Raw genomic sequence first — 23,629 nt, 5'->3', positions numbered from 1 at the left:
TAGGCTTGCCCGGGTGACCACCACCGACCGCACCCCTGCCGACCTGCTGCGTTCCGCGCTCGCCGCGGACGCCGGACGCCCCTTGGTGACCTTCTACGACGACGCCACCGGCGAGCGCGTCGAACTGTCCGTGGCCACCTTCGCCAATTGGGTGGCCAAGACCGCCAATCTGCTCCAGGGCGAGCTGTCCGCGGAGCCCGGTGACCGGGTCGCGCTGCTGCTGCCCGCGCACTGGCAGACGGCGGTGTGGCTGCTGGCCTGCTCGTCGGTGGGCGTGGTCGCGGACGTGGCCGGCGATCCCAAGGCCGCCGACATCGTGGTGAGCGGACCGGACACGCTGGACGCGGCCCGCGCCTGCTCCGGCTCGCGCATCGCCCTCGCGCTGCGCCCGCTGGGCGGCCGGTTCCCCCAGACCCCGGACGGCTTCGCCGACTACGCCGTCGAGGTGCCGGGGCAGGGCGACCGCTTCGCGCCGTTCGCACCGGTCGACCCCGAGGAGCCGGCGCTGATCGTGGCCGGGCGGGAGTTCAGCGGCGCCGAGGTCGTCGAGCGGGCCGCCGCGGAAGCCTCCGGCCTGGGGCTGACGGGGCCGGGCTCACGGCTCCTGTCGGGGATGTCGTACGACACCTGGGAGGGGCTCAGCGCCGGGCTCTACTCCCCGCTGGCCACGGGTGGGTCCGTGGTGCTGTGCCGGAACCTGGATCAGTTGGGCGAGGAAGGACTGGCGAAGCGGATCGAGAGCGAGCGGGTCACCGTCACCGCACGCTAGGCCCCCGGGGGTCCCCCGTTCGGCCCCCCAACTCTGACCCCCCGCCGCCCATCCACGCCATGGTCGTAGGAGCAGCCGCAGTGCACGCTCGTACGCCATGAGGGGTGGAGTCAGACGTGACGGACACCGCAGGTACGCCCTCGGCAGGCACCCTCGGTCCGGGAGCGGGGGCGTCCGCCACGGGGAACGGGCTGATACGTCGGCGCCGGAGGCGGTGGCTGCGGTACGGGGCGGTCGGGGTGGCCGTCGTCGTGGTGGCCGCCGCGGGGGCCGGGTGGGCGGTGTACGCGAAGCTGGACGGCAACATCACGCCGGACAACGCGGCGGCCGCGGAGCTCGCCCGGTACGAGAAGGAACGGCCCACCGCGCTCGTCAAGGACGCGCAGAACATCCTGCTGATCGGGTCGGACTCACGGTCCGGGGACGGGAACGCGCGCTACGGGCGGGACTCGGGGACCGAGCGGTCGGACACCACCATCCTGCTGCACCTCTCCGCCGGGCGCCGCAGCGCCACCGCCGTCTCGCTCCCCCGCGACCTGATGGTGGACGTGCCGGCCTGCCGGCGGCCGGACGGCAGCCGCACCGAGCCGATGTTCGCGATGTTCAACTACGCCTTCCAGAAGGGTGGTTCGGCCTGCACGATCCGAACCGTCGAGAAACTCACGGGAGTTCGCATCGACCATCATGTGGTCGTCGACTTCCACGGCTTCAAGGACATGGTCGACGCGATCGACGGCGTACGGATCTGTCTGGCCGAGCCCATCCACGACAAGGCCGCCAAGCTGAACCTGCCGGCGGGCAGGGTGACGCTCAGCGGCGAGCAGGCCCTCGGGTACGTGCGCGCCCGCAAGTCGCTCGGCAACGGCAGCGACACCGACCGGATGGACCGCCAGCAGCGGTTCCTCGCGGCGCTCGTCAACAAGGTGCAGAGCAATGACGTCCTGCTGAATCCGGTGAAGCTCTATCCCTTGCTGGACGCGGCGACCTCGTCGCTGACGACCGACCCGGATCTGGCGAATTTGCGGGGTTTGTACGATCTTGTTCGCGGGCTGCGCGACATCCCCGCCGAACGTGTGCAATTCCTGACCGTTCCCAGAGAGTCGTACACCTACAACACCAATCGCGACCAACTCGTCGAAGCCGAGGCGGAGAAGCTGTTCGAACGGCTGCGCACGGACGCGCCGGTGGCGGTCGCCGAGGAAGTTCCGCAGGATTCCGCGACAAAAAGCCCCAATTCGAGCGACCGTTCGCAGGAAGAAGCGGACGCCCACGAGAAGTCGCCCGCGCCCACGTTCCGCGGGAACACCGCCGCCGAGGACACCTGCGAGTAAAGCGATTACCAAGGCGACGCACAGCTGTCCAAGGAAATGGGGCGGATTGACCAGTTGTAGGGACGTGGAATTTGTCACCGTCGTCGCTTGACGATGAACTGGCCGGATAGTGTGAGCGATCCTGTGCATCCGGCCATCAGGTCTTCCTGGGGTCGGGCACTGTGTGACCGAGACCCGAGCGCCTTTGAGGGGGAAGGCGCCGCGTGGCCCCGACGGAGGATTCAGACAACCGTGGACGCGCAAGGCCGTGGGCGGGCGGACGACATCGACCCCGCAGACCAGTGGGTACTCAATCCGACCACTGGCGAATACGAACTGCGACTGACTCCTTCCGCACCGCAATCAGCGGTGCCAGGACCTCGTAGATCCGCTCCCCGCTCCGGCGGTGCGGGTGGGGCAACACGCAGCCGGTCGGCGGCACCGGGCCGGACGGCGCCAGCCGAGGCGCCCGGCCGTGACGTGCCGCCGCCGCGCAGACGCCGAGGCGCGCCCGAGGAGCCACTGCCGGGGCGGCGCAGCCGGCGGCCGGTCAAGAAGAAGGCCAGGGCGAAGAAGGCCGTGCTGTGGACCGGCGGCGTCATGGCCTTCGTGCTCGTCGGCACCGCCGGGGCGGCCTATCTGTACCTCAAGCACCTCGAGGGCAACGTCACGACCGAGGACGTCGGCAATGTGGCGGACGACGGCTTCAGCAAGGACGAGGCCTTCAACATCCTGATCATCGGCACCGACAGGCGGACCGGCGCGGGCAACGAGGGCTACGGCGACAAGGGGAGCGTCGGACACGCCGACACCAACATCCTGCTGCACGTCTCCAAGGACCGGACGAACGCGACGGCGATGAGCATCCCTCGCGACCTGATCGTCGACGTGCCCGACTGTGACGGCGCGGACGGCGCGGTCATCCCGGGCACCCAGAACGTCCGCTTCAACACCAGCCTCGGCCAGGACGGCCGCAACCCCGGCTGCACCATGAAGACGGTCGAGGAGCTCACCGGCATCGACGTGAACCACTTCGCGATGGCCGACTTCAACGCGGTGAAGACGCTGACGAGCGCGGTGGGCGGTGTGGAGGTCTGTCTCGCCAAGGACGTCAACGACCCCGACTCGCATCTGAACCTGTCGGCCGGCAAGCACACCATCGAGGGCGAGGAAGCACTCGCCTTCGTCCGCACCCGGCACAGCTTCGGCAACCAGGGCGACCTGGACCGCATCAAGGTCCAGCAGCAGTTCATGAGTTCGCTGATGCGCAAGATGACCTCCGGCGACACCCTCACCAGCCCCACGAAGCTGATAAAGCTGGCCAATGCCGCCACCAAGGCGCTCACCGTCGACACGGGCATCGGCAAGGCCAGCACGCTCAAGGACGTGGCGCTGGAGCTGAAGAAGGTGCCGATGAAGAACATCAGCTTCACCACGGTCCCGGTCAAGGACAACCCGGCCGAGGTGGTCAAGGCGACCGTCGTGCCCCTTGAGCCGAACGCCTCGCAGGTCTTCAACATGATCAAGAGTGACACCTCCTTCACCGCGGTCAAGGCCAAGGAGAAAAAGGAGAAGGCCGCCGTCGCCGCCCGGCTGAAGGGCACCAAGTCGGACGCCTCCGAGGTGCGAGTGCGGATCCTCAACGGCGGGGCTCCGGGCGGCAGCGCCCAGGAGGAGCTCACCTACCTCCAGACCGAGGCGGGTGTGTCCAAGTCGGAGAACGCGGGCAACGCGGAGAAGACGCTGGCGAAGACGACCCTCGAGTACGCCCCGGACCAGGCGGACCAGGCGCGCAGGCTGGCCGCGATCATGGGGCTGTCCGGATCGGCGATGAAGCCGGGCGAGAGCGTGACCAACTCGCAGGGGCTGCCGACCATGACGCTGACGCTGGGCGAGGACTTCAAGGGGGCCGGGGTGAAGTTGAACTCCTCCTCGGCGGCGGTTCCGAACGTGGACAAGACCACGGCGAACGAGGTCAAGTGCGCGAGTTGACCGTGTGAAGTGTGTGACCTGACAGGCCTGTCGTACGTCTAACAGGACGTGACGGCGGGCCTGTTCAGTGCTGTCAGGGTGGGGAGGGGACAGGGAGATGACCCAGAACAGTGTGCAGGGGGAACAGACGCGAGGGGGCGTCCCGCAGGCCCGGGAGGGGGCCGCGGAGGGGAGCGGGGGCAGACATGGCAGACGCCGGGCCCGGCCGCGTCGTAAGCATCGCGTGCTGAGATGGTCCGCGACGACGCTGTCGGTGCTGATACTCGGCACGGCCGGCGCCGGATACCTGTACTACCAGCACCTCAACGGCAATCTCGGCACGGGTGAGCGCAGCAGCGGCGACTCCAAGGCGAAAAAGACCGCGCCGAACGCGGCCGGGCAGACCCCGCTGAACATCCTGCTGATCGGCTCCGACAGCCGTGCCTCCGACGAGAACGTGGCGCTCGGCGGCAGCAGGGACACCCGCGCCAATCCGCCGCTGGGCGATGTCCAGATGCTGATCCACCTGTCCGCGGACCGCAAGAGTGCGGCGGTGGTGACCATCCCGCGCGACACCCGGGTGCCCATCCCCGAGTGCACCGATCCGGAGACGGACGAGGTCTATCCGGCGACGACCAACAGCATCATCAACACCACGCTGGCCCGCGGCGGGGCCGGCTGCACGCTGGCGACCTGGCAGAACCTCACCGGGGTCTACATCGACCACTGGATGACGATCGACTTCGCCGGCGTGGTGCGCATGGCGGACGCCGTCGGCGGCGTCGAGGTCTGTGTGAACCAGAACGTCCACGACCGCCCGCTGCCCAGGGTGCCCGGCGGCTCCGGCCTCAAGATGGAGGCCGGCCGCAAGGAGATCAAGGGCAAGCAGGCGCTCCAGTGGCTGCGCACCCGGCACGCCTGGGGCAGTGACCCGCTGCGGGCGAAGGCCCAGCACATGTACATGAACTCGATGATCCGCACGCTGAAGAAGCAGAACGTCTTCACCGACGGCGGGCGTCTGATGGACCTGGCCGAGGCGGCCACGAAGTCGCTGGACGTCTCCGAGGAGATCGGCAGCGTGAAGAAGCTGTACGACCTGAGCAAGCAGCTCAAGTCGGTGCCGACGGACCGGATCACCATGACGACGATGCCGAACGTCCAGGATCCGCAGGACAAGAACCACCTGGTGCCGCTGGAGGCCGACGCCGAGAAGATGTGGCAGATGCTCCGCGACGACGTGCCCTTCGACGACAACGGAACGGACTCGGGGAAGAAGAAGACGCCGGAGAAGGTCTCCAAGGACCCGGCCGCGGAGGACGACCAGATCGGCGTCCTGGTGCAGAACGCCACGCGGTCCTCCTCGCTCGGCCCGGTCGACGGGCGGGCCCGGACCGTCAGCGGGCAGCTGGTGCAGAAGGGCTTCGCCCGCGCGTCGGCGGACACCACTGCGGGGCTGTCCGAGGAGCGGACCGTGGTGCGCTATCCGAGCGCGGAACTGGAGGGCGACGCCCAGCGGATCGCCAAGTCGCTGGGGATTCCGCTGAGTTCGGTGAAGAAGTCGAGCGAGGTCTCGGGGGTCACGCTCGTCGTGGGCGCCGACTGGCGCGAGGGCACGACGTACCCGAAGAAGTCCGACCCGAAGGCCGGGGACCTTCCCTCGACCTCGGACGAGCTCAACGGGGCGGACAGCAGCAAGTGCATGGACGTGTACGAGCCGTACCAGTGGTAGCGGCCGCCGGCCGTCGCTGAGCCGGTGTTCCGAGGCACGGGTTCGACCGGTGGGGTGCGGGCCGCGGCTGGGTCCGCGCCCCACAGCGAACTCATAACTGCCTGCAGAATGATGAAGCGTGCTCAGGTTCCGGAGCCCGAACAACGCTTCGACAGCGTATTCGACAACGGTTCTCGCGTACGCTTCCGACGAGGCGGACCAGGCACACAGCCGACCGTCGGGCTTGGGGAGGCTCGGCAGTCCGTCAGGCGCAGGGTGGGGAGGACAGGGAGTTGGCGCAAAGTGTGCGCGGCGAGGTTCCCGCGGTCGAGGACACGATGTCCCTCACGCCGCAGGACCCCGGGCCGGCGGCGGGGCACGGCAGGGGACGGCGCGGAAGAGACGGCCGGCGACGGGCGCGGCGCGCCCTGCGCTGGTCGGCGATCGTGCTGTCGGTGGTGATACTCGGCACCGCGGGCGCCGGGTACCTCTACTACCGGCATCTGAACGGCAACATCAAGAAGGACGACCTGAACCTCGGCAACGCCAAGGACAGAGCGGCCAAGACGGAGGCGAACGCCGCCGGGCAGACCCCGCTGAACATCCTGCTGATCGGCTCGGACGCCCGGAACAGCGCCGAGAACCAGAAGCTCGGCGGCGCCAAGGACACGTACAACACCGCGCCGCGCGCGGACGTCCAGATGCTGCTGCACCTCTCGGCGGACCGCACCAACATGTCGGTGGTCAGCATGCCGCGCGACACCCTGGTCGACATCCCCGAGTGCACGGACCCCGACACGGACAAGACCTACTCGGCGCTCACCTCGGCGATGACCAACGACTCCCTCGGCCGTGGCGGCCCCGGCTGCACGGTGGCGACCTGGGAGAAGCTGACCGACATCCACATCGACCACTTCATCATGGTCGACTTCGCGGGCGTGGTGTCGATGGCCGACGCGATCGGCGGCGTACCGGTCTGTGTGGACGCCAACATCCGCTCCCACACCTCCTCGGGCAAGGGCTCGGGCCTGGAGCTGGAGAAGGGCACCACGTACATCAAGGGCGAGCAGGCCCTCCAGTGGCTGCGCACCCGGTACGGCTTCGAGGACAACACCGACATCGCGCGGGCCAAGGCCCAGCACCAGTACATGAACTCGATGGTCCGCGAGCTGCGCGAGAACGCGACCCTGAGCAGCCCGAACAAGCTGCGCAAGCTCGCCGAGACGGCCACCGAGGCGTTGACGGTGGACGACGGACTGGGCAGCGTGACGAAGCTGTACGACCTGAGCAACGAGCTGCGCAAGGTCCCCTCCAAGCGCATCACCATGACGACGATGCCGTGGCAGTACGCCTCCGACGGCAACCGGGTGGTGCCCAAGCCGGAGGAAGCCGAGAAGGTGTTCCGGCTGGTCCGTGAGGACATCGCGCTCGACGGCAAGGACAAGAAGAAGACGGAGGACGAGACCTCCGACGACCCTGCCGCCGCGGACGCCGAGATCGCCGTCCAGGTGCAGAACGGCACCCGCACCAGCACGCAGTCGGCGGTGTCGGGGCGGGCCGGCGATGTGACCGATCTCCTCGTCGACAAGGGGTTCACCGCGGCCAAGTCGGACTCCTCGGTGCTCCTCAGCCAGGACAAGACGGTCGTCCGCTACCCGAGCGCCGACCTGGAGGGCGATGCCCAGCGGGTCGCCAAGGCCCTTGGCGTTCCGATGAGTTCGGTGAAGAAGTCGACGGATGTCTCCGGGGTCACCCTGGTCGTCGGTGCGGACTGGCGCTCGGGGACGACCTACAAGGCCGCGGCGGAGGACGACTCGCTGCCCGAGTCGGAGGACACCTTCAACGGCGCGGACACCAAGGCCTGCATGCACGTCAATCCCGACTTCACCTGGTAGCAGAACTCCGGCTGTTCTCACCGCGGTTGAGCAACATCCCGCCGAACTCGCAAACGGCCGTGGCCCCTTCCCCCGTGGGAGGGGCCGCGGCCGTTTATGAAATGATCATGTCGGTTCTGCAGCAACACCTGATAGGGACTCAACCATGCTCACACTCAAGCGGATCGGCTCCGCGGTGGCCGTCCTCGGTCTCACCGCGGCCGGAACGATCGCGGCCACCGGCTCCGCCTCGGCGGCCTCCTACGCCGGCACCTGCGGCTCCGGCTACAGCGTGATCGACTCCATGGACGTCGGCGACGGAACCGCCTACCTCACCTACAGCGGCGCCACCGGCAAGAACTGCGTCGTCACCGTCACCGACACCCAGGGCACGCCCACGGTCCTGGGCGCCAACCTGCGGCTGCACCGCACCGACACCGTGTGGAAGCAGGGCACCGAGGAGGACTCCGGCACCTTCAAGTACTACGCGGGTCCGCTCTACGTCTCCGCCGCGGGCAAGTGCATCGACTGGGGCGGCCGCGCCGCCTCCAACTACACGCGCATCGACTACGGCGTCCACTGCGGCTGAGCAGCGGAACTCGAAGGCCCCCGCCGCACCGGACGGGGGCCTGGAACGCGTCCTAGGCCTCGGTCAGCACGGCGGGCCGCCGCGAGGCGATGACCTTCCTCGCCAGTGACTTCGGGCTGGTCAGGAAGCCGAAGCCCCAGCACATGTGCATGGTGGCCAGCGCGACGGGGATCTGGAGCCGTGCCTTCAGCGGCAGCCCCTTGCCAGCGGGCAGCGAGCCGAGGGCGATCGCCGCGAGGTAGCCGCCGGGGATCACGAAGCCGAGCGGGGTCAGGGCCGCGCCCACCACGATCCCCGCCGCGATCGCGCACACCGCGGTCGGCGGGGCGAGGTAGCGCAGATTGATGGAGCCGGAGTGGTAGCGGGCCACGACGTGCCGCCAGCGGCCGTAGTCCTTGTACTGCTTGGCCAGCGCCTTCACGCTCGGTCGCGGCCGGTACGACACCCGCAGCTCCGGCGAGAACCAGATCAGCCCGCCCGCCTCACGGATGCGGAAGTTCAGCTCCCAGTCCTGGGCGCGGATGAACTCCTCGTTGTAGCCGCCCTGTTGCTCCAGCGCCGCACGCCGGAACACCCCGAGATAGACGGTCTCCGCCGGTCCCGCCTCGCCGCCGGTGTGGAACGCGGCGTTGCCGACCCCGATCTTCGAGGTCATCGCGGCGGCGACCGCGCGCTCCCAGTCGTTCTCGCCCTCGGCGTGCATGATGCCGCCGACGTTCTGCGCGCCGGTCTCCTCCAGGAGCCGTACGGCGGTCTCGATGTAGTTCGGCGAGAGCATGCCGTGGCCGTCGACCCGGACCACGATCGGGTGGCGGGAGGCCTTGATCGCGGCGTTGAGGGCGGCGGGCGTGCGGCCGGTCGGGTTCGGGACCGTGTGGACGCGCTTGTTCTTGTTGGACGCGGTTTCTGCCACGAGCTGGGCCGCGATCTCGTCCGTGCGGTCCGTGGAAGGACCGAGGGCGATCACGACCTCCAGCTCGCCGGCGTACTCCTGCGCGAGGATCGCTTGGACGGCTCCGCGCAGATGCCGTTCCTCGTCGAGGACGGGCATGATCACAGACACGGCGGGGAGCTGCACGTCGGACTTGGCGTTCATAGGGGGCTCACGTTACCGCGAACGGGGGACACCGATGCGCCCCGCCCGGGCGGGTTCCGGTGGCCGCAGATCGTATGGGCCTACGGTGCTGAAGATCCCACGTACGGCCCTCGCGGAGGTGTCCCCCATGCCCACGCCGCCCCGCCGCTCCCCCACCGCCCGGCCCCGACCACGGCCGCGCCCGCCCGTACGACGGCGCAAACCGCGTTGGGCCGCCCGGGTGGTGACGACGCTCTCCGTGGTGATCCTCGCCTCGGCCGGGATCGGACACGCGGTGCTCTCCAGCCTGGACGCGGACATCGCGCGCGTGGACCCCTTCAAGGACATGAAGAACCGGCCCAGAGCCGGCCACGGCATGAACGTGCTGCTGGTCGGCACCGACGGCCGGGACCAGATCAGCGAGGCCGAGCGGCAGAAGTACCGGCTCGGCGGCGCCCCCTGCCACTGCACCGACACGATCATGATCGTGCACATCTCGGAGGACCGGGAGCGGGCCAGCGTGGTGAGCCTGCCGCGCGACTCGTACGCCATGACACCGGCGCACACCGACCGGACCACCGGCGAACCGCACCAGGGCCACCCCGTCAAGCTCAACGCGGCGTACGCGGAGGGCGGCCCGAACCTCACCGTGCGCACGGTCGAGAAGATGACCCATGTGAAGATCGACCACTACCTGGAGGTCGACTTCACCAGCTTCATGAAGACGGTCGACGTGCTCGGCGGCGTGCAGATCTGCACGGCGGACCCCCTCAAGGACTCCTACACGGGCCTCGACCTCCCCGCCGGCACCCACACCCTGATGGGCGGCGAGGCCCTTCAGTACGTCCGCTCCCGGCACATCGACGGCGCCGCCGACCTCGGCCGGATGAAGCGCCAGCAGCGGTTCATGGCGGCGCTGATCGACCGGGCCACGTCCTCCGGGATCCTGCTGAACCCGATGAAGTTCCGCGACATCACCCGGGCCGTGCTCGGTTCGGTCCGCGCCGACAAGGGCTTCGGCACGGACGAACTGCTGGACCTCGGACGGGCGATGCGCAACTTCTCCCCCTCCTCCTCGGAGTTCACCACGGTCCCGATCGGGCAGATGGGATACGCCGTGAAGGGCGTCGGCTCCACCCTGAAGTGGGACCCGAAGAAGGCCGGCCGCCTCTTCCAGGCCCTGCGCGACGACAAGCCGCTGGCCGTGCACAAGCCGAAGAGCAAGGCCGTACGCGTGGGGGTGGCCCCGCAGCAGATCCGCGTCCAGGTCGAGAACGGCACCGCCACCGCCGGACTCGGCAAGCGCGTCGACTCCCAGCTCGCCGCGACCGGCTTCCGCACCACCCGCCAGCCCGTGACCTCCACCGACCGCACCGTCCAGCGCACCGTCGTCGCCTACGACCCCCGCTGGGACCGCTCCGCGAAGTCCCTCGCGGCGGCCCTGCCGGGCAGCGAACTACGGGCCGTGAAGGGGCAGGGACCGGTGTTGAAGGTGATCGCCGGGGCGGACTTCGAGAAGGTGCGCAAGGTACGGGCGGAGGATCCGTATCAGGGGGAGGCCGGGGTGGTGACGGGGGACGACGTGGGGTGCCTGTGAACCGCGCTCCCCTTCAGCCCCCTACCACCCTCCTCAGTCCTCGAACCCCTCCGCCGCCCGCTTCTCCCGCAGCTCCATGATCGCGCGGCGCCGGGCCAGCCGGTGGGTGCGGCGGATCTGGGCCTCCTGGTAGCGCCGCTTGTCCTTCTCCGTCTCCGGGATCACCGGCGGCACCTGCCGGGGCCTGCCGTCGGAGTCCACCGCGGCGAAGACGAGGTAGGCGGAGCCGACCTGGGTGGCCGGGTCGGACTCGTTCCAGCGCTCGGCGAGCACCCGCACCCCGACCTCCATCGAGGTCCGGCCGGTCCAGTTGACCTGGGCCTTCACATGGACGAGGTCACCGACCCGGACCGGCTCCAGGAAGGCCATCTCGTCCATGGAGGCGGTGACGGCGGGCCCGCCGGAGTGCCGTCCGGCCACCGCGCCCGCCGCGTCGTCGACCAGCTTCATGATCACGCCGCCGTGCACCGTCCCCAGAAGGTTGGTGTCGTTGTGGGTCATGATGTGGCTGAGCGTGGTGCGGGACGCGGATGTGGGCTTGCCCGGAATGTCGGACTCCACTGAGGGGGCCTGGTCTGTCATGGCCTCCACCTTATGCCGAGGCGGCAATCGCGGACTTTGTGTTGGGTTCGCAACAGCAGTGCCCTGATTTTCCTACGACCCTTGTAAAGGACACAGCCGATCCCTGCACACTGGGCCCCATGAACGATTGGCCCGAGGCATGGTCCGACGAGAACCGCGGCAACCGGTACGGACGCGGCAGCGCGAGCGCACAGCCCGAAGGCGCGCGCGCCATGCGGCAGGTCCGCCGGCCCGCCTCGGGCGCGTACGGGGGCGGCCCCGGCCAGTCCGCGCCGCCGCACGCGGGCGGGGTGCCGCCGCAGCCGTCGTACGGCAACGACGGCTACGACACCGCCGTCGACGGCTACGACAGCGGCTACAACACCGGCCAGGTCTACGGCGGGGGCGGACCCGGCGGTCCCGGCGGCCGTACGCGTGAGCCGCGGCCCGCGCCGAACTGGCGCCGCCGTATCAAGTGGACGGCGATCACCGTCGTGACCGTCCTGGTCGTGACGACGATCGGCACGTACTTCTGGGCCGACTCCAAGCTCAACCGCGAGGTCGACCTCTCCAAGGTCATCGACCGGCCCGAAGCGGGCGAGGGCACGAACTACCTGATCGTCGGTTCCGACAGCCGTGCCGGCATGTCCGCCGAGGAGAAGAAGAAGCTGCACACCGGGTCCGCCGAGGGCAAGCGCACGGACTCGATGATGATCCTGCACACCGGCTCCAACGGCGACACGCTGATCTCCCTGCCGCGTGACTCGGACGTGGAGATCCCGACGTTCAAGGGCTCCGAGTCCGGCAAGACGTACCAGGGCACCGGCCGGCACGTGAAGCTGAACGCGGCGTACGCCGAGGACGGGCCCGAGCTGCTGGTCCGCACGGTCGAGTTCAACACCGGGCTGCGCATCGACCACTACGTCGAGATCGGCTTCGCAGGCTTCGCGAACATCGTGGACGCGGTGGGCGGCGTCGAGATCACGATCCCCAAGGGCGGCATGAAGGACACCAAGTCCGGTGCCGACTTCGAAGCGGGCAAGCAGACCCTGAACGGCGAGGAGGCCCTGGCCTTCGTCCGCACCCGGTACGCCCTCAAGGCCTCCGACCTGGACCGCACGAAGAACCAGCAGAAGTTCCTCGCCGCCCTCGCCAACCAGGTCGCCACCCCGGGCACGGTCCTGAACCCCTTCAAGCTCTACCCGACCATGGGCGCGGGCCTCGACTCGCTCATCGTCGACAAGGACATGGGCCTGTTCGACCTGGCCGACATGTTCTGGGCCATGAAGAGCGTCAACAGCGGCGACGGCAAGTCCATGAACATGCCGATCTCCGGCACCTCCGGCGGCAACCTCGTCTGGGACAAGGCGAAGGTGAAGACGCTGGTGGAGGAGCTGAAGAACGACGAGAAGGTCACGGTCTCGGGCAACTGAGCCCCCGGCCGACACGAGCAACGCGAAGGGGAGGGCCGACCGGCCCTCCCCTTCGGCGAATCCGGCGTTCAGCGCGCCCGCCTCACATCGTGGCGCCCGCCATCGACCGGCACATCTCCGCGCAGCGACGACACGCCTCGGCGCAGCGCATCATCTGTTCGTCGTCCGGCATGCCCATACACGCCTCGGCGCACATCTCACAGGCCTTGGCGCACATCGCGCACATCTCGGCCGACATCGGCGAGCGGCGCATCATCATGTCCGCGCACATGCGGGTCATCTCGGAGCAGTCCATGAGCGCGCGCATGATCTGCATCTGGGCCTGGCCGCCCATCTGCATGCAGGAGCTCATGGTCTCCTCGCACACGCTGTGGCAGGACATGCACGCCTCGACGCAGTCCTGCATCGCCTTGCTCATCGCGGTCATTCCGGGCTGGGTCATGACTCCTCCTGGGGGGCGCGGGAGCCCGGGGCGGGCTCCGTCGCCCTTCCGTCCTACGCCCGGACGGCGCCGGGCGCCATCGGGCGGACGGCAACAATCCGGAACGTAAGCGACGCAACCGTGCGGTCCCGGCCATTTCCCCAGGAAGGGCCATTGGGGTCATGACTTTCTACGCCACTCCGAACAAACCGGACGAGCCGATGGCGAGCGACTTCGGCTCTTGGGCGCCCAAGGCTCCGCCGATCGCGAGTCGTGCGCGGTCGGGAGCGTCCGGCATCAGGTCCGAGTAGTACCTTTCGGTGAAGCTCACCGAGGTGTGCCCCAACCAGGCAGAGACCTCCGAGACCGGGACGCCCTGGCTCAAGAGCGAAGCCGCGTAGAAGTGCCGGAGGCTGTGCGACTTGAAGTACTCGACGCGGGCGGCGGTGAGTGCGGGACGCCAGATCCGGCCGTACCAGTAGTACGGGTACAGCAGGCCGGTGCCGGTGGCATTGCTGAACAGCAGGTCCGCCTCGCCCCACGTGGGGTAGTCCCTGAGGTGGCGGCGCAAGGCCAGCGCCACGACATCGGGGAGCGGAACTCGACGCCCCCGCTCTCCGTCTTCTCGCCACTTGGTGTGCCGCAGCCGCATGCTGCCGTAGCGCCCCGATCCGGTGTCCCGGTCGCAGGCGACCTGCCGGTCGACCGTGATCGACTTCTGGTTGAAGCAAATGCGGTCGCGGCCAAGGCCCATGGCCTCGCCGAGCCGCAACCCGCATCCGGCCATCAGCCACAGCATCCCGCAATAGCGCTTCGGCGCAGCCGCGATGACGGACAGCGCCGTCTCCGTATCGGGGACGTGGACCTCCGCACGCTGGTCCCGGTACGTCCGGGCGCCGCTCACGGGGAGAGTCACCTGCCTGCACGGGTTGGCGTCGGCCATGCCTTGCTCGATCGCCCAGCTGAACACCGACATGAGGATGTTGAAGCGGAACCGGACCGTGGAGGGCTTGTACTCGCATGTGTGGGTCATCCACTCCACCCACGTCTCGATCCGCCGGGGAGTGACGCACCTGATGCCGTCCGCCCCGAAGTACGGCTCCACCGACCGGTTCAGCATTGTGCGGTACTGCTTGACGCTGCTGTTCTCCACCCCCCTTGTGGTGGCCCAGCGCTCGAAGACCGCTACGAGTTGCTCATCCTCGGCCGGTCCCGTCACCTTCCGCGTCACGCGCTTCCCCCTCCAGGTGCCGCCTGGCCTTCTCGGTCAGGCGGTCCGCGGGTCTGCCCGGCGGCCCGTCGAGGAAGCCCATGGCACGTGCCCGTCGGATGCGGCCGCTGATGGTGTTCCGGCTCAGCCCCCACGCGGACGCCAACCGCGTGACGGGACTCCGGTACCCCTGCCGCACCAGACGCACGTACTCACGGGCCATCAACGCGTACTCCCGCTGCGTCTCGACCCGATGCAGCACCGCCGAGGTGGTCGCCTCGTCGGCCGACCTGCCCAGGAGCGCCCTCAGCTCCTTCACTGTCCTGCGGATCTCCGCCAGGGAGATCGACCGCATGAGCTCCGCCGTGATCCCGTCCGTCCCGACCGCGCTCGCCGGGTCGTCGGGCGGCTCGATGGAGAGACTCGCAGGGCCGTCCCATGGCGCGTCGAGCAGGCTGACGACAGTCAGCTTCCAGCCGTGCAACTCGGTCTCATGGATGAGCTGGTCCCCATCCACACGCCATCCCTCGGGCAGGTCTCCAGCTGAAGATGGTTCGGTCACGGGGTCGAAAGTAGCGCGGCGTACGACGGCCGCCGTGTGCCGGGAAGCCCCCGGTCACACATGAAAAGCTAAGACATGGGACCTGGCTGCATCCATGTTTCATGTCCCCATCGACCCAAAAGAGTGAGGGGTGCCCAGAACGCGGGCACCCCTCAGCAATCGAGCCGACGAGTCGCTACGGCAGATTGCGGGCCATCACGATCCGCTGGATCTGATTGGTTCCCTCGTACACCTGCGTGATCTTGGCGTCCCGCATCATGCGCTCCACCGGGTAGTCACGGGTGTAGCCGTAGCCACCGAGCAGCTGGACCGCGTCCACCGTCACCGCCATCGCCACGTCCGACGCGAAGCACTTCGCCGCCGCGCCCTGGAAGGTGAGGTCCTTGTCGCCGCGCTCGGACTTGGCCGCCGCCGCGTACGTCAACTGGCGGGCGGCCTCGATCTTCATGGCCATGTCCGCGAGCATGAACTGGATGCCCTGGAACTCGGCAATGGCCTTGCCGAACTGCTTGCGCTCCTGGACGTAGTTCTTCGCGTAGTCGAAGGCACCCTGAGCGACACCGAGCGCCTGTGCCGCGATCGTGATCCGCGTGTGGTCCAGGGTCTTCATCGCCGTGGCGAAGCCGGTGCCCTCCTCGCCGATCATGCGGTCGGCGGGGATGCGGACGTTGTCGAGGTAGACCTCGCGGGTCGGGGAGCCCTTGATGCCGAGCTTCTTCTCGGGGGCGCCGAAGGAGACGCCCTCGTCGGACTTCTCGACGACGAAGGCCGAGATGCCCTTCGAGCGCTTGGTCGGGTCGGTCACGGCCATCACCGTGTAGTACTCGGACTCGCCCGCGTTGGTGATCCAGCGCTTCACGCCGTTGAGGATCCAGTGGTCGCCGTCGCGGACCGCCTTGGTCTTCATGCCGGCCGCGTCGGAGCCCGCGTCGGGCTCGGAGAGGCAGTAGGAGAACATGCCCTCGCCCTTGGCGAGCGGGGTCATGTACTTCTTCTTCAGCTCCTCGGAGCCGGAGAGGATCACCGGGAGCGAGCCCAGCTTGTTGACCGCGGGGATGAGGGAGGAGCTCACGCAGACGCGCGCGACCTCCTCGATCACGATCACCGTGGCCAGCGCGTCCGCGCCCGCGCCGCCGTACTCCTCGGGTACGTGCACGGCGTGCAGGTCGTTCGCGACCAGTGCCTGGAGGGCCTCGCGCGGGAAGCGGGCCTCCTCGTCCACCGCGGCGGCGTAGGGCGCGATCTTCGCCTCGGCCAGTGAGCGGATGGCGTCGCGGAGCATGTCGTGCTCCTCGGACGGGCGGTACAGGTCGAAGTCAGCCGATCCGGCCAAGGTGTCTCACGCTCCAAATGCGCTGCGTTGCCGACGCTAATTACCGTTAAGTAACTCAAATTTTAGGGGTCCGCCCACGGGAGTGATACGTGAGCTTGGCGACAGAGGGAAAGCTGCCCGCCGAGGGGCCCCGTCACGCCCCTACTAGGATCGGTCAGCGCACCCGACGACGTCCCTCCCTGGAGCATCCATGAGCCTCAAGATCACCGTGATCGGCACCGGCTATCTCGGCGCCACTCACGCCGCGGCCATGGCCGAGCTCGGTTTCGAGGTGCTGGGGCTCGATGTGGTGCCCGAGAAGATCGCCATGCTCCAGCGCGGCGAGGTCCCCATGTACGAGCCCGGTCTGGAGGAGCTGCTGCGCAAGCACGTGGCCGGGATCGAGGGCTCCACCGGGCGGCTGCGGTTCACCATGGACTTCGCCGAGGTCGGCGCGTTCGGCGACATCCACTTCGTGTGTGTGAACACCCCGCAGCGGCACGGCGAGTACGCCTGCGACATGTCCTACGTCGACTCCGCGATCGCCTCGCTCGCGCCCCACCTCACCGGTCCGGCCCTCGTCGTCGGCAAGTCCACGGTTCCGGTCGGCTCCGCGGACCGGCTCGCCACGTACCTCACCGAGCACGCGCCCGCCGGCGCGGACGCCGAGCTGGCCTGGAACCCGGAGTTCCTGCGCGAGGGCTTCGCCGTCGACGACACGCTGCACCCCGACCGGATCGTGGTCGGCGTGCGCAGCGAGCGGGCCGAGAAGCTGCTGCGCGAGGTGTACGCGACGCCGGTCGGCGAGGGCACGCCGTTCGTGGTCACCGACTTCCCGACCGCCGAGCTGGTGAAGACCGCGGCGAACTCCTTCCTCGCCACGAAGATCTCCTTCATCAACGCGATGGCGGAGGTGTGCGAGGCCTCGGGCGGCGATGTCGCCAAGCTGGCCGAGGCCATCGGGTACGACGACCGGATCGGCCAGAAGTTCCTGCGGGCCGGCATCGGCTTCGGCGGTGGCTGTCTGCCCAAGGACATCCGGGCGTTCCTGGCGCGCGCCGGTGAGCTCGGCGCGGACCAGGCGCTGTCCTTCCTGCGCGAGATCGACTCGATCAACATGCGCCAGCGCGGGCAGATGGTGGAACTGGCCCGGGAGGCGCTCGGGGGCGGGTCGTTCCTCGGCAAGCGGGTCGCGGTGCTCGGCGCCACCTTCAAGCCCGACTCGGACGACGTCCGGGACTCGCCCGCGCTGAACGTCGCCGGGCAGATCCATCTCCAGGGCGGCCAGGTGACGGTGTACGACCCGAAGGGCATGGGGAACGCCCGTCAGGTCTTCCCGACGCTCGGGTACGCCGACTCCGCCGTCGAGGCGGTCCGGGGCGCGGACGTGGTGCTGCATCTGACGGAGTGGCGGGAGTTCCGTGAGCTGGACCCGGCGGCGCTGGGCGAGGTCGCGGCGACCCGGCTGATCCTGGACGGGCGCAACGCGCTCGACCCGGAGGTGTGGCGCAAGGCCGGGTGGGCGTTCCGGGCAATGGGTCGGCCTACGGCCTGAACTTCCGCGGCTGCGGTGGTGGCGGCGGGCGTGGCGGCGGAATTCGTTAATTAAGCAATAACGCGGCAAAGAAATACTCGGCGAGCGGGCCTCCGTAGCGAAAAGCGGGGGCCTGCTTCGCTTTGCGCGGGCTCGCCCGGCCGCTCCAGCACTGGGCAGCGGACCCGCCACGCGGCGGCATATGCCAGGCTCCCTGAAATCACCAAACGGGGTTCGATTTCATTCGAGCACTGTGGCGGAAATATCGATATGCCTCCCTGAATTCTTCACGATCACAATGCGCGGAATAAAGTCGGTCTCGCCCGTTCTCACAGTGGGCCCACCCCCTGAAGAGAGCCAGGCAACAATCGGTTAACGGGCGCGTAGCCAAGCGGAATCCGCCCTCCACTCCACTGGTGCGCATTCGCAGCACTCTCCGTTCGGTTTGACCGGACCATGACAGGAGTGACTCATGCCCTTGTTCCGCAGGGCGCAGTGGCCCGGCGACCATCGCGACGAGCTGGTCGCGGGCGCGCTCGTCGGCGCGGTGGTGATCGTGCTCGGCTACGCGTCCGGCATCGGCGCCCCCACCGCCTCCGGCGCCGGCGAGGCGGCCGCGCCCCCGGCCTCGCCGCCCGCCGCCACGGCACCGCAGAGCCCGGCCGAGCCGTCCTCGCAGGACCCGGTCGGCCAGGTCCCCGTCGGCACCGGGGAGCTGCCCGGGTACGGCACGATCGGCGGCACCGGCGGCCTCGGCGGCGGCGCGCACACCGGGCACGGCACCGGGAGCGGGAGCGACGGTCACACCGGGCACGGCGACTCCCCCGGCGCCTCGGACACCCCCACGCCCACCCCCACCCCCTCACCCTCCGGCTCGACGACGGAGCCGCCCTCCGCCACCTGCGCGGACGGCGAGGTACGGCTGGTCCAGCCGCTGCTCACCGGCCTGACCGGCACCCTGACGGGACTGCTCGCCACCCCCACCGCGCTCCCCACCGCGACCCCGTCACCGCAGCCCTCCCCCTGCGTCGGCCTGGCCCCCGTCTCCGTCCCCGGCCTCCTCGGCATCAGCACGTCCCCGCTGCCGGAGGCCACACCATGACCGTCCGCCGCGCCCTCCTCCTCCTGCTGCTCCTGCTCGCCCCGGTCCTGCTCGCCAGCCCCGCCGCCGCCCACACCGAGCTGGTGCGCTCCATGCCCGCGGACGGGGCCGAGCTGAGGCGCGCCCCCGAGCAGCTCACCCTCGTCTTCGACGAGCCGGTCGACCTGGGCGGCGTACGTGTCGTGACGATGGACGGCAACCGGCTCCCGGTGTCCCGCCTCGGTAAGGACAGCGTGCGGGTCGCCCTCCCCCGGTCCGGTGTCGGCGAGACCGTCGTCACCTGGTCCGTCGTCGACGAGGAGGACGGGCACGCCTCCTCCGGCCGGATCGCCTTCGGGGTCTCGGCCCCTGTCATCCCGGACCGCGGCGACGAGGCCGCGCCCGCACTCTCCCCCTCGGTGCGCAAGGGCCTCGTCGCCGCTCGGTGGGCCGGCTATCTGTCGCTGGCCCTGTTCGTCGGCGGGCTCGCCTTCGTCGCGCTGCTGTGGCCGCGTGGTGCGGGTGTGCCGCGGGCGCGGGTGCTGCTCGCGCTGGCGTGGACGGGCGGGGTGGTGTCGACGGTGGCGAGCATCGGGTTGCAGGGCGCGTACGTCTCCTTCGGCGGCCTGCGGGACGCGCTGCGGCCCTCGTCGTACGCCGACGTCCTGACCACCGAGCCCGGTGTCGCGCTCGCCGCGCGCGGGCTGCTGTGGGTGCTGGCGGCGGTGGTGCTGGGCGCGCTGATGCAGGGCGGGGCGCGGACGTCCCGCTCGCCGGGCTGGCGGGTGGGCGCGCTCGCGGTCTCGGTCGGCCTGCTGCGGGCGACCGGGATGAGCGGGCACAACTCCGAGGGCGGCGAGCCGACTTGGGGCGCCATCGCCGATCTGCTCCATCTGCTCGGCGCCGCCCTGTGGATCGGCGGGCTCGCCATGCTCACGGTGGCCGTGCTGCCGCGCCGGCGGGCGGGCGAGCTGGCGGAGGTGGTGCCCGGGTACTCCCGGCTGGCGGCCGTCGCCGTGACCGCGATCGTCGGCGCCGGGCTGGTGCTCGCGTGGCAGGTCGTGGGGTCGTACGACGGTCTGCTGCACACCTCGTACGGGCATCTGCTGCTGGTCAAGACGGCCGTACTCGCGGCCGTGCTGCTGATCGCGCAGAGCAGCCGCCGGTGGGTGCGCACCCGCCTCGATCTCGCCGTGCTGCTGCGCGGCGACGCCGCCACCGTGCGGCCCTTCGGTTACTCGGTCGCGGCGGAGACGGGGCTGGTCCTCGTCGTGCTCGCCGTGACGAGTCTGCTGGTCACGGCCAATCCCGGCCGTTGAACTCACCCGCAAGCAAAAGGAGTTGCAGTGATACGCAGCAAGGAAACCGGCGAACGGCGGCGCCGTCCGCCCGCCGGAAACCGGGCTCTGCTCGTCGCGGGGCTCGGTGCGGCGCTGGCCGCCGTGCTCAGTCTGGGGCTGTTGCAGGCGGCCGCGGGCAGCGGCGGGTCGGCCGCCTCGGACACGGCCGCGGGCGTGGCTCAGGCGCCCGCGGCCGCCGAGGCCCGGCAGGCCGCGGCCGCCGCGCCGGACTATCAGGTCGACATCATGAACAACAAGTTCGGGGACGGGAAGCAGCTCGTCGTCGAGGTCGGCCAGACGGTCCGGTGGACCAACCACGACAGCGTTCCGCACACGGTCACCACGACCAAGGGCCCGAAGAAGTTCGACTCGGGCACGCTGGACCAGGGCGACTCGTGGTCGTACACGTTCACCACGGCGGGGACGTACGAGTACTACTGCGCCGTGCACCCGGACATGGTGGCGTCGGTGAAGGTCGTCGAGCCGTCGGACGGCGGTGGCGGAACGACGCCCACGCCGACCGCGGCCCCCACCGCCACGCCCACGGCCGCACCTACGGCCACGCCCACCGGGACGCCGACCGCGACGCCGACCACCGCTCCCACCGCCACCCCGACCGGCGGTTCCGGTGACGGCGGCGACGAGCAGTGCGCCAGCGTCCAGGACGTACTGCTCCCGATCCTCCAGCACCTCAACGCGGCCCACCTGGAGCGTTCCCCGGGCCAGCAGGTGCAGGACGCGCTCGCGCTCGACGCCTACATCAAGACGCACACGGTGTGGATCGAGAGCATCCTGACGCCGGTCACCACGGGCGGCGGGGCGGTCGCGGACGACACGCTCAGCGTGCTGCTCGCCCACATCAACAGCGCACACCTGGAGGAGTCCCTCGGGCAGCAGGTCACCGACCTGCTGAACCTCGACAGCTACGTGAAGATGCACACGGTCTGGGCCGAGCACCTGCTCGCACCCACCGAGAGCTTCGTCACCGGCAGCTGCTGACCTTCCCGGGGACGAACGCCGGTCCGGCCGAGGCTCAGTCGGCCGGACCGGCGCCGCTCCCCATTCTCCACGCCCCCGCCTCCCCACGGGAACCGCTTTCAAGGAGCCCCCGGATGAGAACCGTCACGCTGCCCTCGGAGCAGCGGCACCTCCCCCGGCCCGGGCGGTACGCCGTCGCGCCGGGCCGCTCGCTCGTCGAACTCGCCGCCCGGTACGGCCCGTTGCCCACCTACCGCCGCCGCCTCACCCTCGCCGCCGCCTCGCTCACCGTGCCGGATCTCTCCGACGAACAGCCCGCCCTGCGCTTCGAGTTGCCCGACCCGCGTGCCGTCCTCACCGGCGCGCACGTCGAACCGCTCGGCGGCGGCCGGCACCTCCAGGTCACCGGCGACCTCGTCCTGCGCGATGTCGCCTTCCCGGTGCTGCTGCGGCTGCGGGTCGTGGAGCGCACCGACGAGCTGCTCCTCGTCGTCGGCACGGTCCGGGTGCCGTACCGGCTGCTGCGCCGGGCCACCGGGTTCCGGCTGCCGTGGAGGCGGCCGGCCACGCGGCTGCGGCTGCTGATCGCGGCGGAGTTCGTGTGCGCCGAGGAGCTGGTGTGAGGGCGGCCCGGCGGGCGGCGCTCGGCGCCGCACTCGCCCTCCTCGCCCTTCTGCTCCTGGCACCGGGGCAGGCCTCGGCGGCCTCGTACCGGGTGGCCATGCAGGGGTACGCCTTCTCGCCCGGCTCCCTCACCGTGCATGTCGGGGACACCGTGACCTGGACCAACGGGGACACGGCACCGCACGACGTGAAGACCACGTCCGGTCCGGTCGCGATCCACTCCCCGATGCTGAACAAGGGGCAGAGCTGGACCTACACGTTCACCGCGGCCGGTTCGTACGGCTACTACTGCACCGTGCATCCGGACATGACGGCGCGGATCACGGTGCTGGCGGCACCGAAGCCCACCCCGACCCCCACGCCCACCCACCACCACCACGAGACCGGCACCTCGCACGAGGCCATGCCGACGCCGACCCGGACGGCCCCGGCCACCCACCGGACCGCGGCCACCGCCACGTCCCCGAAGCCCTCCGCGTCGGCCCCGCCGTCGGAGTCGCCGAGCGCCTCGCCCTCCGTGGCGGCGGCGGCCCCTCAGGTCCCGCAGACCGAACCCGTGGCCGCCACCCGGCCCCTGCAACCCCTGCTGCTCCTGACCGGGCTCGTCGCCGGGGTGGCCGTCCTGTGTCTGCTCCTGGTCGGCTCCCGCGCGGCGGCGGCCCGCGGCGAGGACTGAGCGTGCGGCGCTACCTCGCCCGGTAGCGCCGCATCTTCGCGCGTGCCCCGCACACCTGCATCGAGCACCAGCGGCCCCGGCCCGCGGGGCTGCGGTCGTAGTAGGCCCAGTGGCAGTCGGCGGCCTGGCAGGCCTTGAGCCGCAGCCAGGTCCCCGCGACCAGGGCCTCCGCGACGGCCGCCGCGACCCTGGAGAGCAGCGGCGCCCCGTCGGCGGGCGCGAGGGCGGCCGAGCCGTCGCCCGCGTCGACCGTCACGACCAGCGGCGCCGCGGCGAGCAGCTCGCCGAGCGGGGCCACCGTGCGGTGCGGCGGGTGGCCGGCGTGCGCGAGCAGGGTCGCGCGCAGTGATTCGCGCAGCTCACGAGCGGGGTCGACCGCTTCCTCCGGGATTCCGAAGCGGGCCCGGCCGTCCGCCGTGTCGAGCGCGTCGGCGCCCGACTCCAGGTCGAGGGTGTTGACCAGGGACTCCACCAGAGCCAGGCCCCCCGGCGCGGCCGATCGTTCACTCATGCTTGCGACGTTACCTCCTATGGGGGAGCATGCAGTAACGGTTACCGGTTACCCGCCCCTATAGGTAACTCTCGCTTCGAGGAATTCGAGGAATTCGAGGATTCGAGGAGGAAGTCATGGCTCTCGCCACACTGGGCGTCGTCGTCCTGGACTGTCCGGACCCCCGCGCGCTGGCCGGTTTCTACGCCGAGGTGCTGGGCGGCGCCGTCGAGGGCGACGGCGAGTGGGTGGACCTGAAGGTGCCCGGCGGACAGTCGCTGGCCTTCCAGGCCGCCTCGGGATTCGTACCGCCCGAGTGGCCGCGCGCGGACCTCAACTCGCAGCAGTTCCACCTGGACCTGACCGTCGACGACCTGGACGCGGCCGAGAAGGGGGTGCTGGCGCTCGGCGCGCGGCCGCTGGACACCGCCGACCGCTCCCGCGCCTGGCGTGTGTACGCGGACCCGGCGGGGCACCCGTTCTGTCTGTGCGCCTGCTGAGACCTGGAGGGTCC

General features: G+C 70.1%; 22 protein-coding genes. 15 read left to right on the top strand and 7 right to left on the bottom strand.

Annotated elements, in window-relative coordinates:
* Positions 1 to 13: 13 nt before the first annotated feature.
* The 6 genes from ACFY0U_RS43595 (at position 14) to ACFY0U_RS43570 (ending at position 8,221) form a co-directional block, all read left to right on the top strand.
* On the top strand, positions 14 to 769 hold the full coding sequence (locus ACFY0U_RS43595) for a TIGR03089 family protein (RefSeq protein ID WP_388645781.1): 756 nt from the start codon (positions 14 to 16) through the stop codon (positions 767 to 769).
* Between the two features lie 116 nt (positions 770 to 885).
* Entirely contained in the window at positions 886 to 2,100 is a 1,215-nt protein-coding gene (locus tag ACFY0U_RS43590) for an LCP family protein (protein WP_388645780.1), read from the top strand.
* 231 nt (positions 2,101 to 2,331) lie between these two features.
* A complete protein-coding gene (locus tag ACFY0U_RS43585) occupies positions 2,332 to 4,071 on the top strand; it encodes an LCP family protein (protein ID WP_388645778.1) in 1,740 nt (579 codons plus the stop codon).
* Positions 4,072 to 4,168: 97 nt separating this feature from the next.
* Entirely contained in the window at positions 4,169 to 5,779 is a 1,611-nt protein-coding gene (locus ACFY0U_RS43580) for an LCP family protein (protein WP_388645776.1), read from the top strand.
* A gap of 317 nt (positions 5,780 to 6,096) precedes the next feature.
* Positions 6,097 to 7,653 carry an LCP family protein gene (locus tag ACFY0U_RS43575; RefSeq protein ID WP_388645817.1) on the top strand — a complete coding sequence of 519 codons (1,557 nt, stop codon included), beginning with the start codon at positions 6,097 to 6,099 and terminating at the stop codon, positions 7,651 to 7,653.
* Between the two features lie 145 nt (positions 7,654 to 7,798).
* Entirely contained in the window at positions 7,799 to 8,221 is a 423-nt protein-coding gene (locus tag ACFY0U_RS43570; protein ID WP_388645775.1) for a spore-associated protein A, read from the top strand.
* Between the two features lie 52 nt (positions 8,222 to 8,273).
* On the opposite strand, the gene ACFY0U_RS43565 is transcribed toward ACFY0U_RS43570, so the two are convergent.
* On the bottom strand, positions 8,274 to 9,317 hold the full coding sequence (locus ACFY0U_RS43565; RefSeq protein WP_388645773.1) for a glycosyltransferase family 2 protein: 1,044 nt from the start codon (positions 9,315 to 9,317) through the stop codon (positions 8,274 to 8,276).
* A gap of 127 nt (positions 9,318 to 9,444) precedes the next feature.
* Here ACFY0U_RS43565 and ACFY0U_RS43560 point away from each other — a divergent pair, with 127 nt between their 5' ends.
* Positions 9,445 to 10,893 (top strand): LCP family protein, encoded by a 1,449-nt coding sequence (locus ACFY0U_RS43560; protein ID WP_388645772.1) that lies wholly within the window; start codon positions 9,445 to 9,447, stop codon positions 10,891 to 10,893.
* Positions 10,894 to 10,926: 33 nt separating this feature from the next.
* Here the strand turns inward: ACFY0U_RS43560 and ACFY0U_RS43555 are convergent, their stop codons facing one another.
* Positions 10,927 to 11,475: an acyl-CoA thioesterase gene (locus ACFY0U_RS43555; protein WP_388645770.1), complete on the bottom strand. Its 549-nt coding sequence runs from the start codon at positions 11,473 to 11,475 to the stop codon at positions 10,927 to 10,929.
* Positions 11,476 to 11,594: 119 nt separating this feature from the next.
* On the opposite strand from ACFY0U_RS43555, the gene ACFY0U_RS43550 reads away from it, so the two are divergent.
* Positions 11,595 to 12,887, top strand: coding sequence for an LCP family protein (locus tag ACFY0U_RS43550; protein ID WP_388645768.1), 1,293 nt, complete (start codon positions 11,595 to 11,597; stop codon positions 12,885 to 12,887).
* An 82-nt stretch (positions 12,888 to 12,969) separates the two neighbouring features.
* Here the strand turns inward: ACFY0U_RS43550 and ACFY0U_RS43545 are convergent, their stop codons facing one another.
* The 4 genes from ACFY0U_RS43545 to ACFY0U_RS43530 all read right to left on the bottom strand — a co-directional run bounded on the left by ACFY0U_RS43545 (position 12,970) and on the right by ACFY0U_RS43530 (position 16,413).
* On the bottom strand, positions 12,970 to 13,329 hold the full coding sequence (locus ACFY0U_RS43545; RefSeq protein ID WP_388645767.1) for a four-helix bundle copper-binding protein: 360 nt from the start codon (positions 13,327 to 13,329) through the stop codon (positions 12,970 to 12,972).
* 169 nt (positions 13,330 to 13,498) lie between these two features.
* Entirely contained in the window at positions 13,499 to 14,539 is a 1,041-nt protein-coding gene (locus tag ACFY0U_RS43540; protein WP_388645766.1) for a tyrosine-type recombinase/integrase, read from the bottom strand.
* A complete protein-coding gene (locus ACFY0U_RS43535) occupies positions 14,505 to 15,035 on the bottom strand; it encodes a hypothetical protein (RefSeq protein ID WP_388645764.1) in 531 nt (176 codons plus the stop codon). Before ACFY0U_RS43535 ends, ACFY0U_RS43540 begins: the two co-directional genes overlap by 35 nt.
* 220 nt (positions 15,036 to 15,255) lie before the next feature.
* Complete coding sequence (locus ACFY0U_RS43530) at positions 15,256 to 16,413, bottom strand: acyl-CoA dehydrogenase (RefSeq protein ID WP_388645762.1); 1,158 nt, start codon at positions 16,411 to 16,413, stop codon at positions 15,256 to 15,258.
* Positions 16,414 to 16,603: 190 nt separating this feature from the next.
* Here ACFY0U_RS43530 and ACFY0U_RS43525 point away from each other — a divergent pair, with 190 nt between their 5' ends.
* From ACFY0U_RS43525 to ACFY0U_RS43500, 6 genes are all read left to right on the top strand, one after another.
* Positions 16,604 to 17,947 carry a UDP-glucose dehydrogenase family protein gene (locus ACFY0U_RS43525; RefSeq protein WP_388645760.1) on the top strand — a complete coding sequence of 448 codons (1,344 nt, stop codon included), beginning with the start codon at positions 16,604 to 16,606 and terminating at the stop codon, positions 17,945 to 17,947.
* Positions 17,948 to 18,398: 451 nt separating this feature from the next.
* The gene (locus ACFY0U_RS43520) at positions 18,399 to 19,028 is read left to right on the top strand and encodes a hypothetical protein (RefSeq protein WP_388645758.1); all 630 of its coding nucleotides are present in this window, start codon (positions 18,399 to 18,401) and stop codon (positions 19,026 to 19,028) included.
* The gene (locus ACFY0U_RS43515; RefSeq protein WP_388645756.1) at positions 19,025 to 20,326 is read left to right on the top strand and encodes a CopD family protein; all 1,302 of its coding nucleotides are present in this window, start codon (positions 19,025 to 19,027) and stop codon (positions 20,324 to 20,326) included. The genes ACFY0U_RS43520 and ACFY0U_RS43515 overlap by 4 nt, the downstream gene beginning before the upstream one ends.
* Before the next feature lie 27 nt (positions 20,327 to 20,353).
* Positions 20,354 to 21,346, top strand: coding sequence for a plastocyanin/azurin family copper-binding protein (locus tag ACFY0U_RS43510; protein ID WP_388645754.1), 993 nt, complete (start codon positions 20,354 to 20,356; stop codon positions 21,344 to 21,346).
* Between the two features lie 113 nt (positions 21,347 to 21,459).
* Positions 21,460 to 21,948, top strand: a complete 489-nt coding sequence (locus ACFY0U_RS43505; protein WP_388645752.1) for a hypothetical protein — start codon at positions 21,460 to 21,462, stop codon at positions 21,946 to 21,948.
* Positions 21,945 to 22,625 carry a cupredoxin family copper-binding protein gene (locus tag ACFY0U_RS43500; RefSeq protein WP_388645750.1) on the top strand — a complete coding sequence of 227 codons (681 nt, stop codon included), beginning with the start codon at positions 21,945 to 21,947 and terminating at the stop codon, positions 22,623 to 22,625. The genes ACFY0U_RS43505 and ACFY0U_RS43500 overlap by 4 nt, the downstream gene beginning before the upstream one ends.
* A gap of 10 nt (positions 22,626 to 22,635) precedes the next feature.
* Here ACFY0U_RS43500 and ACFY0U_RS43495 read toward each other — a convergent pair whose 3' ends face one another.
* On the bottom strand, positions 22,636 to 23,136 hold the full coding sequence (locus ACFY0U_RS43495) for a CGNR zinc finger domain-containing protein (RefSeq protein WP_388645748.1): 501 nt from the start codon (positions 23,134 to 23,136) through the stop codon (positions 22,636 to 22,638).
* Between the two features lie 116 nt (positions 23,137 to 23,252).
* On the opposite strand from ACFY0U_RS43495, the gene ACFY0U_RS43490 reads away from it, so the two are divergent.
* The gene (locus ACFY0U_RS43490) at positions 23,253 to 23,615 is read left to right on the top strand and encodes a VOC family protein (protein WP_388645746.1); all 363 of its coding nucleotides are present in this window, start codon (positions 23,253 to 23,255) and stop codon (positions 23,613 to 23,615) included.
* The last annotated feature ends 14 nt before the right edge of the window (positions 23,616 to 23,629 follow it).

This window comes from Streptomyces sp. NPDC001536, from assembly GCF_042894505.1.
Classification (GTDB): domain Bacteria; phylum Actinomycetota; class Actinomycetes; order Streptomycetales; family Streptomycetaceae; genus Streptomyces.
Note: the sequence above shows the minus strand (reverse complement) of the source record. Positions and strands in the feature narration are given on the sequence as shown.